Raw genomic sequence first — 16,100 nt, forward strand, 5'->3', positions numbered from 1 at the left:
ATATAGGAGGAGATATCGATGAAACTAGTTTGGAAGATTATTAGTAACTTCATTTCATTTGTTTTATTTGCGTTAATGGTTTTCTTAGCATTTGTTGTGATTTCGTCTAAAGCAAGTGGTGGGGATCCAACTATAATGGGATATCAGTTTAAAACGGTACTATCTGGTTCAATGGAACCGACATTTTTAACAGGATCCGTTATTGCGATTGAACCAACGAAAGATGGCTCTAAATATCAAAAAGGGGATGTCATTACATTTAAAGAAAATGAGACGAAAATTGTGACTCACCGCATTATTGATGTGAAAAATGTGAATGGGAAAGTCATGTATGAAACAAAAGGTGACAATAACAATGGACCAGATTTGAAACCGGTTTTAGCAGAGAATGTAATAGGAAAATATCAAGATATCACAGTTCCTTATGTAGGTTATTTATTAAATTATGCAAACTCTAAAGCAGGAGCGGCTTTACTTTTAATTATCCCAGGTCTATTCTTACTTGGTTATTCAGCGATTACTATTTTTAGTGCAATTCGTAGTATAGATGGTGATAAGAAAAATAAATCAGCAGATGTAGGACAATCTGTATGAAGTAAAGCCATAATGAGTAGGTTATTATGAGGGCAAATAAAGGAGAGAAGAGCTATCAAATTGATAGCTTTTTTCTGTTAGGATGCCAAACAGGATGCGCTGGAGGAAAAGGCTGTTTTCATTTAAATATAATTTCATTATAATGAATATAAAGGTTCTTTAAAAAGAATATAGCGTATATGTAATAGGAGATGATAGAATGTCCAAAAATTTAAAGGGAATAAAAACAGTACTCATATTGCCCTGTATGTGTTCAATCGCTTTTTATATGGGCTCTCAAGTCGTCACTCATACAGAAGCTGCTTTTGTGACAGAACAAAAAGTTCAAGGTGCTATTTCAGCAGCACCTGTGTTTCCAAAAACAATACATTTATTAAAGGAAGAGGCAAAGCAGCATGAACAGTCTATCTTGCAAGAATATGAAGGAATGAAAAAGGAGTTAGAAGCTCATTCTCTAGAAGTACTTGAAAAAAGACTTGTTTTATGGAAACAGCAACGTGAAAAGATCGTTTCTGAGCGTGAGGCGTTGCAAAACATATATGGAGAAATGGAAAGCTACTATAATCAATTAACTGAAGATGAAAAGAAGAACAATGGGGAATCAAATCAACAACTTCAATCCATACAAGCTGATGTTAACTTTATCCATACAATTTGTGAGAATGTAGATAAATCTGCAAGTATACAAACAATCGATGAACAGATTCAAGCGCTTCAAAAACAAATAAATGATGAAAAAGTACACAAATTAAATGAACAAGCCAAAGAAATAGAGAAGCACCAGGAGGTACCTACAAATGGTAAAGAACCTGTAGAAGAATCTAAGCAATCTCGTGACGTAGAAGAGGGGAAACGTGTACAAGAAACGGATTCTTCTGTCATACAGAATTAGAAAATAAATGTTTACTAGAAAAGTATATATAATTATTTTTAGAATATTCAGTATAATGTTGAGACAAAAAAATAATGACTTTTTATAGTTGTATTTGGATTATCTAGTTCTTTATAATGAATATAAGGTAACTTTTTAAAGAACAGAAAGGAATTAGGGAGATTGTATGTGTAGTGGATGGGGAAATGCAAGGCGCTCTATTCATATATTTCTTAATGGTCTAAAGAGATAATAAAAAAAGCTAGGGGGAGTTTAAAGTGAGTGTAAAGAAAAAATTAGGTATGGGAGTTGCATCAGCAGCATTAGGATTATCTTTAATCGGCGGAGGGACGTTCGCTTACTTTAGTGACAAAGAAGTATCCAACAATACGTTTGCAGCAGGTACATTAGATCTTACTTTGGATCCTAAAACAATTGTAGATGTGAAAGACCTTAAACCAGGGGATTCTGTTAAGAAAGAGTTCTTATTAAAGAACACTGGGACATTAGCGATTAAAGATGTTAAATTAGCGACGAAATATACGGTTACAGATGCAAAAGGCGATAATGCTGGGGAAGATTTCGGTGAGCACATTAAAGTAAAATTTATTTGGAACTGGGATAAACAAAGTGAGCCTGTATATGAAACAACATTAGCAGCTTTACAAAAGGCTGATCCAGATCTTTTAGCAAAAGATATCTTTGCTCCAGAGTGGGGTGAAAAAGGTGGTTTAGAAGCTGGAACAGAGGATTACCTATGGGTACAATTTGAATTTGTTGATAACAAGCAAGATCAAAATAAATTCCAAGGCGATAAATTAAACTTAGAATGGACTTTCAATGCAAACCAAACAGATGGCGAAGAGAAATAATCAAGAAATAAAACACAAAAAAGCGGGAATTCCCGCTTTTTTGTAAAGAAAAAAAGGGGTGTCCCCAGTATGTCCCCTTTTTGATATGTATTATTTTTGATTTTTTTTCCATTTTGTAAACTCAAGAAATTCACGGAATTGCTCTTTTGAGACACCAGAGTTCATTGCTTCTTTGACGAGATGTGTCCATTCTGAATCTAATTGGTTTTCCGATGTTGTTTCGTCATGAAGGAGTGTGTCAACAGGTATTTGCAGAACCGTTGCGATTTTTTCGAGAAATTGAATGGAAGGGTTTTTTTGCAAATTACGCTCAATGGAACTAATGTAAGACTTTGCAACACCAGCTTTTTCAGCAAGTTCTGTTAAAGAAATCCCTCTTTGTAAACGAAGGCGTTTTATACGTTCTCCAATCATATTTGCGCACCTTTCTGTAAGTATGTAGTCGGCTTATGATGTTTATTATTATAACACAAACTTCGTTAAAAAGAACAATGCTGTTAAGTCCGAGTAGGCTGCTTCATACGCTCGAAAAAGTGTTCAATGTCTTGAATCGTAATTCCAGCATCAAGAGCCTCAAGTATTAAATCAATCCATTCTTGATCTAGTGAGTCCGTCTTATCTTCGTACAAGTGTATTCCTCCCTAATTATCGGTCGTAATCGGTGTTGCAAAATAATCGATGTTTTAACATTTTCATGACAAATTCGACAATCAATTTAAAAATATGTCAATAAAGCCAATATTTTACATATAAAAACCAAAGATAAAGTCCCCGCTGAGTTCTCTCATAAAAAAATTATAAAAGGTTTCGTGAGATTTATCAATATTTTCAGAAAACATTAATGAATTACGATATATTCTTATACGAAAAAAGTAATTTTTACAAAAATGTTAAAAAGATTACATAATATGACTGAATATTGAAAACATACTGAATGTTTAATAAAATTCAAAGTACAGTACATATTTTATTAGGGGAGGAACTAGGGAGATGAAAAAGAAACCATTTAAAGTGTTATCAACACTTGCTGTAGCAGCTGTTCTTGGTTGCTCATTTGGGTTTGGGAGTGCGCCTGTTTATGCAGAAACGCCTGCAAAAACAACAGCTACAAGTCCAATTGATGATCACTTAATTCCAGAAGAACGTTTAGCAGAAGCACTTAAGAAGCGTGGGGTAATTCAATCAACAGCTTCCAATGAGGAAACAAAGAAAGCTGTTGAAAAGTATGTAGAGAAAAAGAAAGGTGACAAGCCTGGAAAAGAAGAACGAACAGGGGATCAAGTGACAAAAGAAGCGTCTGACTTTCTGAAGAAGGTAAACGATGCAAAAGCAGACACGAAAGAAAAGCTAGAGCAGCAGGCAAATGGTAATGGCGCAGGAACAGCTCCAACTAAAGGTGCTTTAAATGGTAAAGTACCCACTACTCCTGCGAAGCAAAAAGAATACAATGGTCCAGTTCGTAAGGATAAAGTACTTGTTTTACTTGTAGAATATGCTGACTTTAAACATAACAATATCGATAAAGAGCCTGGTTATATGTATTCCAATGATTTTAATCAGGAACATTATCAAAAAATGTTATTTGGTGATGAACCATTTACATTAGATGATGGAAGCAAAATTGAAACATTTAAGAAATATTATGAAGAACAATCTGGCGGTAGTTATACAGTAGATGGAACGGTTACAAAATGGTTAACAGTTCCAGGCAAGGCAGCTGATTATGGCGCAGATGCTGGAAGCGGTCATGATAATAAAGGGCCATTAGGACCTCGTGATTTAATTAAAGATGCATTAAAAGCAGCAGTGGATAGTGGGATCGATTTATCAGAATTTGATCAATTCGATCAATATGATGTGAATGGAGATGGAAATCAAAATCAACCTGACGGCTTAATCGACCATTTAATGGTTATTCATGCTGGTGTTGGACAAGAAGCTGGTGGCGGTAAATTAGGAGACGACGCAATTTGGTCACACCGCTGGACGATTGGACCACAACCTTTCCAAATCGATGGTACAAAAGCAAAAGTGCCGTATTGGGGCGGGAAGATGGCGGCATTTGACTACACAATTGAGCCAGAAGATGGAGCAGTTGGTGTATTCGCTCATGAATATGGTCATGACTTAGGTCTTCCAGATGAATATGATACACAGTATACTGGTTCAGGTGAGCCAATTGAGGCTTGGTCTATTATGAGTGGTGGTAGCTGGGCTGGTAAAATTGCTGGAACAACGCCAACAAGCTTTTCTCCACAAAACAAAGAGTTTTTCCAAAAAATAATTGGTGGAAACTGGGCGAATATTGTAGAAGTAGATTATGATAAATTAAACAGAGGAATCGGTTACGCGACATATTTAGATCAAAGTGTTACGAAATCGGAACGACCAGGTATGATTCGTGTAAACTTACCAGATAAAGAGGTAAAGGGAATCGAGCCTGCATTCGGCAAGAAGTACTATTACAGTACAAAAGGTGATAATCTTCATACAACGTTAGAAACGCCTGTATTTGATTTAACAAATGCAACGAATGCAAAATTAAATTTCAAATCACTTTATGAAATTGAAGCAGGGTATGATTTCCTTGAAGTACATGCTGTTACAGAAGATGGTACAAAAACGTTAATTGATAAACTTGGTGAGAAAGCAAATAATAAAAATGCTGATACAACAAATGGAAAATGGATTGATAAGTCCTATGATTTAAGTCAATTCAAAGGTAAGAAAGTGAAACTTGTATTTGAATATATTACGGATGGCGGCTTAGCATTAAATGGTTTTGCTCTTGATAATGCAACGCTAACAGTAGATGGTAATGTTGTATTCTCCGATGATGCAGAAGGTACACCACAATTCAAATTAGATGGTTTCGTTGTATCTAATGGAATGGAAAAGAAAAAGAACAACTACTATTTAGAGTGGAGAAACTACGCTGGTGCGGATGAAGCATTAAAATTTGCTCGCGGTCCAGTATATAACACAGGTATGGTTGTATGGTATGCAGATTCAAGTTATACAGATAACTGGGTTGGAATCCATCCAGGGAACGGATTCCTTGGTGTAGTTGATTCTCATCCAGAAGCGATTGCAGGTACTTTGAATGGGAAACCGACATTTAAAAATAGTACACGTTATCAAATTGCTGATGCAGCGTTCTCGTTTGATCAAACCCCAGCTTGGAAAGTTGTATCTCCAACTCGTGGTACGTTTGTATACGACGGATTACCAGGGGTAACGAAGTTTGATGATTCTAAAGCATATATTAACAAACAAATTCCAGATGCAGGACGTATCGTACCGAAGCTTGGTCTGAAATTTGAAGTAGTAGGTCAAGCGGATGATAATTCTGCAGGTGCTATTCGTTTATATCGCTAATGTTGAAGAGGCTGTTGAAAGATTTTCTTTCAACAGCTTTTTTGATGAGCAAATGAAGTACACATGGAGTGAAAACTCATATATAATTAAACTTTAAGTATAGGAATATTTCTATCATAGAAATTTTATATAAAATGAAGTAGTAGTATATATACATCAATTAAAAAACCGACATAAAACCGCTCTTTTTAGGTGGGAGAGAGCACCTATTCATGCATAGAAGGGGTCAGGCCTTTTTCTGCCACATGCGAAGTAAAAACAGAAAGAGCAAACGAGTGTAGGTTACTTTTTATTCTGCATAGCAAGGATGTAGAGGTCGAAAAATTAAAATGGATTTATATAAATATAGAAAGCGGGTGAATGGATGAACATTACTTCTATTGTAAACGAACAAAAAACATATTTTTATCAAGGTCACACAAGAGATATAAAGGTAAGGAAGCAACAGTTACAGAAACTATATGAAGGAATTAGACGCTTTGAGAATGAGATTTTTCAAGCGCTAAAATTAGATTTAAATAAATCGAATCATGAATCATTTACAACAGAAATTGGGTATGTATTAAAGGAGATTTCCTTTCAAATCAAACATCTTTCTTCATGGAGTAAACCGCAGCGTGTTCGAACGGCTCTTACACATTTTGGCTCGAAAGGAAAAATCGTTCCAGAGCCTTATGGTGTTACGCTTATTTTAGCTCCTTGGAATTATCCATTCCAATTGGCAATTGCGCCGCTCGTAGGAGCAATAGCCGCTGGAAATACAGTTGTTTTAAAGCCGTCTGAATTAACACCTAATGTCTCGAAACTTCTTGCCAACATGTTACGAGAGTTATTTCCGGTAGAACTTGTTGCGGTTGTTGAAGGTGGTGTGGAAGAGAGTACGGTGCTGTTAAACGAGCCGTTTGATTATATTTTCTTTACGGGTAGTGTTGGAGTTGGAAAGATTGTTATGGAAGCAGCAGCAAAAAAATTGACCCCACTTACGTTAGAACTTGGCGGGAAAAGTCCTTGTATTGTACATAAAGATACAAAGTTAGATGTAGCAGCAAGGCGTATTGTTTGGGGGAAGTTTTTGAATGCAGGGCAAACATGTGTTGCGCCGGATTATATATACGTTCATTCGTCTATAAAGGAACAGCTTATTGAAGCGTTACGAAATGAAATTGCGCATCAATATGGGGAAAACCCGCTACAAAACGAAAATTATGTGCGAATGGTTAGCAAGCGTCATTTTGAAAGATTATGTTCGTTCTTACAAGATGGTAGTGTGGAAATTGGTGGGAATTATAATGAAGAAACATTGCACATTGAACCGACCATTTTAACAAATATTACATGGCAGCATTCTATTATGGAAGATGAAATATTTGGTCCGATTTTGCCAATTATGGAGTATGAAAAAATAGAGGATGTTATTGCAGTCATTCAGCAGAATCCGAAACCGCTCGCTCTATATGTCTTTTCAGACAATAAAGAGATTCAAAAACAAGTTACAAGTAATATTTCATATGGCGGAGGGTGTATCAATGATGTCGTGTATCATCTTGCGACACCATATTTACCTTTTGGCGGCGTTGGAAGTAGCGGATTAGGGAGCTATCACGGTGAACAAAGTTTTCGCACATTTTCCCATTATAAGAGTATTTTGTCCCAATCCACGGTATTGGATATGAAAATTCGTTATTCTTCTACAAAAAGTGCTTTAAAATTTATACGAAAGTTGTTAAAATGATGATGGTGTTTATCAGTAGGCGTAGCCGTATGATAAAAACCCCTTCTTACCTGAAGGGGTTTTTCTGTTCGACATATGTATCGTGCGAAAATGAATCAAACATACTACATAGAGAATAGAATAGAACACTGTTAAACAATCATTTTTGTTTGGATCGAAACAAAAAATAATCTATAGAAAATTAATATTTATTCATGAATATAAAAATTAAAAATTTGAGGTAGATAGGACGGGAAAATGAAAAAGATTATTAAAGTTGAAGCGATAGAAAAACATTTTGGAGATCAAGTGATTATTCCACCTCTTTCTTTAGATATTAAAGAAGGAGAATTTTTAACGATTCTTGGACCAAGTGGTTGTGGGAAAACAACGTTACTTCGTATGATTGCAGGTTTCGAAACTCCTACAAAAGGTAACATTTTACTTGATGAAGAAAGAATCAATGATTTACCACCATATAAGCGTCATATGAACCTAGTGTTCCAGCACTATGCGTTATTTCCACATATGAATGTTGAGAAAAATATTTGTTTTGGTATGAAGATGCAAAAAGTATCGGCGGCAGAACAAAAAGAGCGTGCTGAAGAAGCAATGCGTTTAACGCAGCTACTTGAATTCCGCAATCGTAAACCATCAAAGCTTTCTGGTGGACAACAGCAGCGTGTTGCAATTGCACGAGCAATTGTCAATAATCCACGTGTGCTATTACTGGATGAACCACTTGGAGCGCTTGACTTTAAGTTAAGAAAAGATTTACAGCGCGAATTAAAAAATTTACAGCGTAATTTAGGAATTACGTTTATCTATGTAACGCACGATCAAGAAGAAGCAATGAGTATGAGTGATCGTATTGTTGTTATGAATCAAGGCCATATTGAACAAATTGGAACGCCAAAGGAAATTTATAAAGAGCCAAAAACATTGTTTGTTGCGACTTTCATTGGTGAAAATAATATTATAAAAAATGGGGAAAACTATGTAGCAGTTCGCCCTGAAAATGTAAAAGTGCGTTCGGTTGAGCAACCAATTCTAAAAGAATACCATCTTGGGCATATTGAAGATATTGAGTTTGTTGGAAATATGGAAAAGCTTTATGTACGTGATGAAAAAACATCTGAACTATTAATGGCATATCAAACTGCTGAAAAAGCAGCGCAGTGGAGTATCGGAGATAATGTATACGTAGGCTGGGAGCAAGAAGATGAGGTGACCTTAAATTGAAAAAAGGGAAACTACTTGCATTACCTACGGTTGCATGGCTGCTAATCTTCTTTTTAATTCCGCTTGTATTCGTATTAGCATTTGCGTTCTTACAGCGCGGAGAATACGGAACAGTGGAAATGCACTTTACATTAGATAATATATCGCGCGTGTTTGATCCGTTGTATATGAATACATTATGGGAAACAGTGAAAATTGCAGTTATTACAACAGTGATTTGTTTACTTATTGGTTATCCATTTGCGTATACAATTACAATTGTTGATCGTAAATATCGGTCTATTCTTTTATTGTTAGCAACAATTCCGTTTTGGATTAACTTTCTTGTGCGCTCATATGCATGGATTGTCATTTTACGTTCACAAGGTCTTGTAAATACATTACTGCTAAAGTTGGGCATTATTACTGAACCATTAAATTTATTATATAATACACCATCTGTAATATTAGGAATGGTATATTCTTTACTGCCATTTATGATTTTACCAGTGTATGCAGCAATTGAGCAGCTTGATAAACGTAAGTTAGAAGCAGCATATGACTTAGGAGCAACACCAATGAAGGCATTTTGGAATGTAACATTGCCAATGACAATGTCAGGGGTTGCTACTGGTTCGATTCTAGTATTCGTTTCATCTATTGGAATGTTTGTTGTATCAGATGTTATGGGTGGATCGAAAGTAGCATTGATCGGAAACGTTATTCAAAACCAATTCTTGGGTGCGCGTGACTGGCCATTTGGATCCGCATTATCAATGATTGTTGTTCTGTTCTCTGTTCTGTTAATTTACTTATATTATCGTGCGACGAAAGTATATAAATATGGAAACGGAGGGGAATAGGCAAAGATGAAGAAGTTTTTAGTTTCTTATTCTTGGTTAATTTTATTGTTCTTGTATTTTCCAATGATGGTTCTAATGGTATATTCTTTTAATGATTCTCGTATTAACGCAGAGTGGGAAGGATTTACACTCCATTGGTATACAGATTTATTTCAAAAACAAGATGTGATTGATGCATTTATAAATAGTATTACAATTGCGATTGTAACGACAATTGTGACGACAGTTCTTGGTGTGATTTGTGCTGTTGCGTTGCATCGTTATAAATATCGTTTTGAAGGGGCAATTAATGGTCTTGTGTATTTACCAATTCTAATCCCTGATATTTTAATGGGATTATCGTTACTCATTTTATTTAGTCAAATTGGGATAGAGCTTGGAAAAGTCACAATTATTATTGCACATATTACATTTAGTATTTCATTTGTTGTTGTTATTTTAGCAGCGCGTCTTTCTGGTATGGGACGTGATTTAGAAGAAGCGGCGAGTGATTTAGGAGCAACCCCATGGCAAACGTTTCGTTACGTCACGCTTCCGGGAATTGCACCTGGAGTTATTTCAGCGGCATTATTAACATTCACATTATCAATCGATGACTTTGTGATTAGTTTCTTCGTGTCTGGACCAGGATCAACGACATTGCCATTATATATTTACAGTATGGTGAAACGTGGGGTAACACCTGAAATTAATGCACTTTCTACAATATTAATTGTTGTTATTGTTGGATTGATGATTCTATCGGAAGTATTCCGCAATAAAGGGGCAGATGGTGAAGAAAACTCCGGAGGACCTCTTCCTTTATAAGAGAAGGAAGAAACTACAAAGAACGAGGAGGTAATGAATTAATGAAATTAGTGAAAACGATAGCTGGTGCAGCAATTGGCTTCGGCCTTGTTGCAGGCGTACTTGCGGGCTGTGGAGAAAAGAAAGAAGAGTTAAATATTTATAGCTGGGCTGATAACTTTGATGAGGGCGTAATAAAGGATTTTGAAAAGAAATATAACGTGAAAGTTAACTATGATAAATATGCAAGTAACGAAGAAATGCTTGCAAAATTACAAGCTGGCGGAGCTAAATATGATTTAATTCAACCGTCTGATTACATGGTTCAAACAATGGCGAAAATGAACTTATTAGAACCGTTAGACAAGAAAAACATTCCAAACGTAAAGAATCTTGTGTCTAATTTTAAAACACCTCCATTTGATCCAGAGAATAAATATTCTCTTGTATATACTTGGGGTGTAACAGGAATTGCTTACAATAAAAAGCATGTAAAAGAAGCTCCAACAAGCTGGAATGACTTATGGAATGACAAATATAAAGGACATGTTACTTTATTAAACGATTCTCGTGAAGTATTAGGCATGGCCCTTAAGAAGAATGGATTCTCAAATAGTACGAAAGATGATGCACAGTTAAAGACAGCAGCTACGGATTTAAATAAGTTACTTCCAAATTTACTTGCATTTGATACAGATAATATTAAACAAAAATTTATTACAGAGGATGCATGGATTGGAACAGTATGGTCTGGGGATGCAGCGTACATTGCAAAAGAGAATAAAGATATAGGATATGTTGTTCCAAAAGAAGGCGGTACAATTTGGGCTGATACATTAGCGATTCCAAAGGGTGCGAAACATAAAGAGCTTGCAGAGAAATTTATGAACTATTTAATGGATGAAAAGGTAAGTGTGAAAAACTATGAATCCATTGGATATAGTAACCCAAATGAAAAAGCTTGGGATCTTCACAGTAAAGCTTACCGTGATAATCATATGATTTTCTTATCGCAAGATGAATTAAATCGTACAGAATGGCTTGTTGATGTAGACGATAAATTAAAAGAATACGACCGTTACTGGACAGAGTTAAAAACAAAAGGAAAATAAGTAATAAAAATGCGGTTTCTGAATAGAAATCGCATTTTTTTATACATAGGGGGAAAAGGATTGAAGCAAAAATTACATCGATATGAGCTGGTTTGTATGACTTTATTATTTGTTGTATTCGGCATCATTGCGTGGAGAGTACAAGCCGGTGGTGTAATAAGGGTTGATAAATATGTACAAGAGCTTGTAAGAGGATTACAAACGGAGAGCTCTCTTTTATTTTTCTCATATTTTACAAAAATGGGATCTGCGATTGGTATTACTAGTATACTTATCCTAAGTTTGCTTGTCTTCTGGAAGAAACGTTATTATGTAGCGATGTTTATTTACCCGCTTGCTATCTTAACAACGCATATTGTGAATAAAGGAATCAAAGAAATCGTGAAAAGAAATCGCCCGAATTTGAATGAGGCGCTTGATGCACTTGGGTATAGCTTTCCAAGTGGACATGCAATGTTATCAATGATTACATATGGATTCCTTGCTTATATCATTGCCGCAAATTTAAAAAATAAAGCTGGAAAGTATATGATTACGATTATTATGGCATTGTTTATTATAGGGATTGGATTAAGCAGGGTTATTCTATCTGTTCATTATCCAACTGATGTTTTAGCGGGTTATTGCTTAGGTGGCATTTTGTTAATTCTTGCAATTTATTTTCATCGTTTATTTTCAGAGAGATTTGCAATGAATCAAGAGAGATAAAAAGCGTCTGAAAAGACCGGAATGAACGGTTTTTTTAGATGCTTTTTTGTATATGATATAAATTGTTACCTTCACCTCAAAGCTTAGAAAAAGTAAAGAAATTAGGGAGTAGATAAGCTGCTCGTGAAGCTTTATATAATATAGATGTGCTAAAATATAAGTGGATTCACGAATTACATAAAGTAGGTGAAAATGTGTGAAGACAAATGTACATAAAGTGGACAAGTGGGGGAAAGTAGGAGCTTTTCTTTATCAATTTCGCTATACAGTGATAGCAGTATTAGTTGTATTAGCTATTGTGCTTGGTAGTTTTGCGCCGAAACTTCCTGGTGTATTAGGTGGTGATGGTTTTCAAACAAAAGGAGACTATTTAACGACAAAAGCAATTTTGGATAAAGATTTTAAGCAGTCTCAAGATACACTTTTTCTTGTTTTTCAAAAGCATAAAGGAATTTCGACAGAGACCTTTCAGAAACGAATAGAAGAAATTATTAATAAAATTCAAGCAGAAGAATCATATGACTCTTTTCATCATCCGTTAGAAAATAAAGAAATGTTACAAGATGATATTGGTTATGCGACAATCTTATTTTCCGGGAAAACAAATAAAGAACGAAGTGAAAAGACATTACGGTTTGCTGAAGAAATCAAGAAGGAAAGTAACGATATTTTGACAGTAACACCAACAGGATATCCAAAGATTAATCAGGAAATTAATGAACGAACACAGAATGATTTGAAAGTAGCAGAAATGATTGGATTACCAATTGCATTTCTTGTATTACTTTTTTCATTTGGGAGTTTGCTTGCATCCATCTTACCGATTTTAAATGGGGCACTTAGTGTCATTAGTACGATGGGAATTTTATATTTTATCGGTGTAGATAAAGAGTTATCTATTTTTGTTTTAAATGTTGCACCGATGATTGGACTTGCATTATCAATTGATTTTGCGCTGTTATTTGTGAATCGTTTTCGCGAGGAAGTGGCGCACAGGACGGTTAAGGAAGCGATAGCTGTTACATATCAAACAGCGGGACGTGCCATTATCTTTTCAGGGTTATGTGTATTTGTTGGTTTATCCGGTTTGTTTTTCTTTGAAATAGATTATATTCAATCTGTTGCAATCGGCGGAATGATTGTTGTTGTAATGAGTATTTTATTTTCGCTTACACTTCTTCCAGCATTGCTATCCTTAATTGGAAAACGGTTATTGAAAAAAAATCAAATGCCTCCTCGAACATCAAGTATATGGAGGAAGTTTGCCCAGTTTGTAATGAAGCACCCTATCATGATGATTATCGTTGTTACAATGTTTATTCTCATTTGTTTGTTACCACTTCGTACGGCTAATCTTCAATTTCCTGGTGTAGAAGCATTGCCAGAGAAAAGCGATACACGAATCGCGTATGAAAGATATGAAGAGGCATTTAATAAAATTGTGAAAACACATGCTGATGTGACCGTAGTACTGGAGACGAAGCAGAAAGTAACTGAAAAAGAAAGTTTACAAAAGATAGAAGATGTGATTCAGAAGCTGAAAAAAGATAAGCATGTGTACAAAGTAAAGAGTTTGTATGATGAGCTAAATGGAATGACAGCTGAACAAGTTGCTGCATTATTACAATCACCTCAAGGAGCACAAATAGCGCCTGTATTTGAAGCATATACAAAAGGAAATAAGACAACTCTTCAAATTTTCTTGGATACGAAGCCGCGGACTGAAACCGCGAAGCAATGGGTCCGTGATTTTAAAGAGAACTATAAGGAAGATGGCATTACATATTATCTAGGTGGTATGACAACATTCCAGCAAGAGTTAGAGGATGAAATAAAAGATAAAGTTGTAATTGGTATGTCTGTCATATTCGGCTCCACTTTCTTTATTTTATTATTCGCTTTTCGATCTATACTCATTCCTATTAAGGCGATTGTTATGAATATACTTAGCTTAAGTGCGACAATTGGTATTGTTATTTGGTTATTTGAAGGCGGGCATTTTGGATTGGAAGAAAGTTCAGTTTTATTCGTGCTACCAATCTTTATTTTTGGTCTCGTATTTGGCTTAAGTATGGATTACGAAGTGTTCCTTATTTCGCGTATCCATGAATTATATGAAGAAACGAAAGACAACGATACGGCAACATTAGAAGGGCTTGTATCAACAAGTCGTATTATTACATCAGCTGCTTTAATTATGATTGTTGTTACTGGTGCATTTGCATTCACTGACATTTTACCAGTAAAACAAATGGGACTTGGTGTAGCACTTGCTATTTTTCTTGACGCAACAATCATTCGACTTATGCTTGTACCAAGTTTAATGAAAATGTTTGGAGATTGGAATTGGTGGCTGCCATTTCGCAAGAAAAAAGAAAAATCATTAGACTGAAGAACACTCATCTTATAGATGGGTGTTTTTTTATGAATAGCATGCCCCTCATATTGCAAATAGTATGTGATAAGAACAATACATATAAAAGCGGGTGAAGACAATGTTTCGTTATTTTAAATTTAAGTTAAATGATACTGTACAGTTTGCAGAAAATGATGGGCACATGTATCGCATTGTCGGCTATAGGTTAGAAAAAGGGTTTTATCCAAAAGATGAATGGACTCATATTATTTATGAGTTATTGAGAGAATTTGATGGGTATACAATTGATGCGGAAGAAGAAGAACTTGTGAAAGTGATCCAAGTAGATGAAGAGTATTATAAAATTCATGAGGTGTCTGGCTATCGATATCCAGTTAAAGTGAAATCAAAATCAAAATCAAAAACTGCTAAGATAGACACAATGGATGATTTATTAGATGCATATAACGACTATAAACGGTTAGCAGATTTCTTTAAGGATTTATCGTATGAACAGAAAGCAGAAGAAGTATTGCAAGAGATGAGGAGGCTACGCGCCTAGTGGACAGTCTATTATATAGGCTGTCTTTTGTTTAGACGGTGCATCATAATGTATTTTCCGTTACAATAGGAGAATCAATAGAAATAAGGTGATAAGGTATGGAAACGAAGAAAAAGGGAGAATGGTGCGAAATTACGGTTCCTACTAAATGGAATGGTATGAGTATTGAGTCCTTACTAAAAGAAGAGTGGGGTGTGCCTAAAAAATTGTTGCATCAACTTCGCATGGAAAAAGGAGTTGTTGTGAATGGTGAGCAGAAGCGATGGAATGAACGTTTAGAAGAAGGGGACAAGTTGCAAGTTCATATGTTTATTCAAGAAGAATATGGTGTCGAGCCGGAATTTGGTGATTTAGACGTGATATTTGAAGACGACCACGTGTTAATCGTTAATAAGCCAGCGCAAATGGATACACATCCCTCTGAAAAAAAAGGGACAGGAACCCTTGCGAATCTGGTCGCTTTTCATTTCCAAATGCAAGGTTTAGAAACGAAAGTTCGTCATATCCATCGGTTAGACAAAGATACGACGGGCGGTGTCGTATTTGCGAAACATAGATTAGCTGGAGCTATTATGGATCAATTATTGATGGAACGCAAAATCAAAAGAACATATATGGCACTGGTTGAAGGAAAAGTGAAAAAGAGACAAGGAACAATTGATGCAGCGATTGGAAGAGATCGACATCATGCAACAAGGCGCCGAGTTTCTTTAAAAGGTGATCATGCTGTAACGCATTATAAGGTAGAGAAATATTTTAAGAACCAAGATGTGACGCTTGTAACATTACAATTAGAGACAGGAAGGACCCATCAAATTCGCGTTCATATGAGTTATAGCGGGCATCCGTTACTTGGTGATGTATTATATGGGGGCCAAGTAATATATATGTCTCATCAAGCATTACATGCTATGCGAATTGCTTTTTTACATCCGATTACAAAAGAAGAGATTACAGTAGAAGTTCCATTCCCTGCACACATAAACAAAATTATGCAGTCTTTCCAAAAGTCAAACAAGTAAGGTTTGGCTTTTTGGTTGAGAAAAATATTTTTTGCAGGAAATTT

Annotated in this window: 15 protein-coding genes; 13 read left to right on the forward strand and 2 right to left on the reverse strand. The window is 35.5% G+C overall.

From position 1 onward, the window contains the following. Positions 1-18 precede the first annotated feature (18 nt). The 3 genes from sipW (at position 19) to calY (ending at position 2,337) form a co-directional block, all read left to right on the forward strand. A complete protein-coding gene (sipW, locus tag COO03_RS06295) occupies positions 19-594 on the forward strand; it encodes a signal peptidase I SipW (protein ID WP_097896037.1) in 576 nt (191 codons plus the stop codon). A 199-nt stretch (positions 595-793) separates the two neighbouring features. After that, on the forward strand, positions 794-1,486 hold the full coding sequence (locus COO03_RS06300) for a DUF4047 domain-containing protein (RefSeq protein ID WP_097896038.1): 693 nt from the start codon (positions 794-796) through the stop codon (positions 1,484-1,486). A gap of 257 nt (positions 1,487-1,743) precedes the next feature. Further along, a complete protein-coding gene (calY, locus tag COO03_RS06305; protein ID WP_097896039.1) occupies positions 1,744-2,337 on the forward strand; it encodes a biofilm matrix protein CalY in 594 nt (197 codons plus the stop codon). A 90-nt stretch (positions 2,338-2,427) separates the two neighbouring features. On the opposite strand, the gene COO03_RS06310 is transcribed toward calY, so the two are convergent. Together COO03_RS06310 and COO03_RS06315 are read right to left on the reverse strand one after the other, a co-directional pair. Beyond that, on the reverse strand, positions 2,428-2,751 hold the full coding sequence (locus tag COO03_RS06310; RefSeq protein WP_097896041.1) for a helix-turn-helix domain-containing protein: 324 nt from the start codon (positions 2,749-2,751) through the stop codon (positions 2,428-2,430). Between the two features lie 83 nt (positions 2,752-2,834). Beyond that, positions 2,835-2,966 (reverse strand): anti-repressor SinI family protein, encoded by a 132-nt coding sequence (locus tag COO03_RS06315; protein WP_097896043.1) that lies wholly within the window; start codon positions 2,964-2,966, stop codon positions 2,835-2,837. A gap of 361 nt (positions 2,967-3,327) precedes the next feature. Here COO03_RS06315 and COO03_RS06320 point away from each other — a divergent pair, with 361 nt between their 5' ends. The 10 genes from COO03_RS06320 (at position 3,328) to COO03_RS06365 (ending at position 16,056) form a co-directional block, all read left to right on the forward strand. After that, entirely contained in the window at positions 3,328-5,715 is a 2,388-nt protein-coding gene (locus tag COO03_RS06320) for an immune inhibitor A domain-containing protein (protein WP_097896046.1), read from the forward strand. Positions 5,716-6,079: 364 nt separating this feature from the next. Next, on the forward strand, positions 6,080-7,447 hold the full coding sequence (locus tag COO03_RS06325; protein WP_097896048.1) for an aldehyde dehydrogenase: 1,368 nt from the start codon (positions 6,080-6,082) through the stop codon (positions 7,445-7,447). 237 nt (positions 7,448-7,684) lie between these two features. After that, positions 7,685-8,668, forward strand: a complete 984-nt coding sequence (potA, locus tag COO03_RS06330) for a spermidine/putrescine ABC transporter ATP-binding protein PotA (RefSeq protein WP_097896049.1) — start codon at positions 7,685-7,687, stop codon at positions 8,666-8,668. Continuing rightward, entirely contained in the window at positions 8,665-9,510 is an 846-nt protein-coding gene (gene potB / locus COO03_RS06335) for a spermidine/putrescine ABC transporter permease PotB (protein WP_097896051.1), read from the forward strand. The genes potA and potB overlap by 4 nt, the downstream gene beginning before the upstream one ends. A gap of 6 nt (positions 9,511-9,516) precedes the next feature. Next, entirely contained in the window at positions 9,517-10,317 is an 801-nt protein-coding gene (locus tag COO03_RS06340) for an ABC transporter permease (RefSeq protein ID WP_097896053.1), read from the forward strand. 41 nt (positions 10,318-10,358) lie between these two features. Next, complete coding sequence (locus COO03_RS06345; protein ID WP_097896055.1) at positions 10,359-11,408, forward strand: polyamine ABC transporter substrate-binding protein; 1,050 nt, start codon at positions 10,359-10,361, stop codon at positions 11,406-11,408. Between the two features lie 60 nt (positions 11,409-11,468). After that, a complete protein-coding gene (locus COO03_RS06350) occupies positions 11,469-12,116 on the forward strand; it encodes a phosphatase PAP2 family protein (protein ID WP_097896058.1) in 648 nt (215 codons plus the stop codon). 196 nt (positions 12,117-12,312) lie between these two features. Continuing rightward, positions 12,313-14,508, forward strand: a complete 2,196-nt coding sequence (locus COO03_RS06355; RefSeq protein ID WP_097896061.1) for an MMPL family transporter — start codon at positions 12,313-12,315, stop codon at positions 14,506-14,508. A 103-nt stretch (positions 14,509-14,611) separates the two neighbouring features. After that, positions 14,612-15,034, forward strand: a complete 423-nt coding sequence (locus COO03_RS06360) for a histidinol dehydrogenase (RefSeq protein ID WP_097896062.1) — start codon at positions 14,612-14,614, stop codon at positions 15,032-15,034. Between the two features lie 98 nt (positions 15,035-15,132). Beyond that, positions 15,133-16,056 (forward strand): RluA family pseudouridine synthase, encoded by a 924-nt coding sequence (locus COO03_RS06365; protein ID WP_097896064.1) that lies wholly within the window; start codon positions 15,133-15,135, stop codon positions 16,054-16,056. Positions 16,057-16,100: the final 44 nt, after the last annotated feature.

Source organism: Bacillus sp. AFS098217, assembly GCF_002551815.1.
Classification (GTDB): domain Bacteria; phylum Bacillota; class Bacilli; order Bacillales; family Bacillaceae_G; genus Bacillus_A.

Excerpts from the sequence above, each read along its gene's own strand:
- potA (WP_097896049.1), top strand. The coding sequence starts at position 7,685 with ATGAAAAAGATTATTAAAGTTGAAGCGATAGAAAAACATTTTGGAGAT.
- COO03_RS06300 (WP_097896038.1), top strand. The coding sequence starts at position 794 with ATGTCCAAAAATTTAAAGGGAATAAAAACAGTACTCATATTGCCCTGT.
- COO03_RS06345 (WP_097896055.1), top strand. The coding sequence starts at position 10,359 with ATGAAATTAGTGAAAACGATAGCTGGTGCAGCAATTGGCTTCGGCCTT.
- COO03_RS06325 (WP_097896048.1), top strand. The coding sequence starts at position 6,080 with ATGAACATTACTTCTATTGTAAACGAACAAAAAACATATTTTTATCAA.
- COO03_RS06365 (WP_097896064.1), top strand. The coding sequence starts at position 15,133 with ATGGAAACGAAGAAAAAGGGAGAATGGTGCGAAATTACGGTTCCTACT.
- COO03_RS06310 (WP_097896041.1), bottom strand. The coding sequence starts at position 2,751 with ATGATTGGAGAACGTATAAAACGCCTTCGTTTACAAAGAGGGATTTCT.
- COO03_RS06320 (WP_097896046.1), top strand. The coding sequence starts at position 3,328 with ATGAAAAAGAAACCATTTAAAGTGTTATCAACACTTGCTGTAGCAGCT.
- COO03_RS06360 (WP_097896062.1), top strand. The coding sequence starts at position 14,612 with ATGTTTCGTTATTTTAAATTTAAGTTAAATGATACTGTACAGTTTGCA.
- sipW (WP_097896037.1), top strand. The coding sequence starts at position 19 with ATGAAACTAGTTTGGAAGATTATTAGTAACTTCATTTCATTTGTTTTA.
- COO03_RS06340 (WP_097896053.1), top strand. The coding sequence starts at position 9,517 with ATGAAGAAGTTTTTAGTTTCTTATTCTTGGTTAATTTTATTGTTCTTG.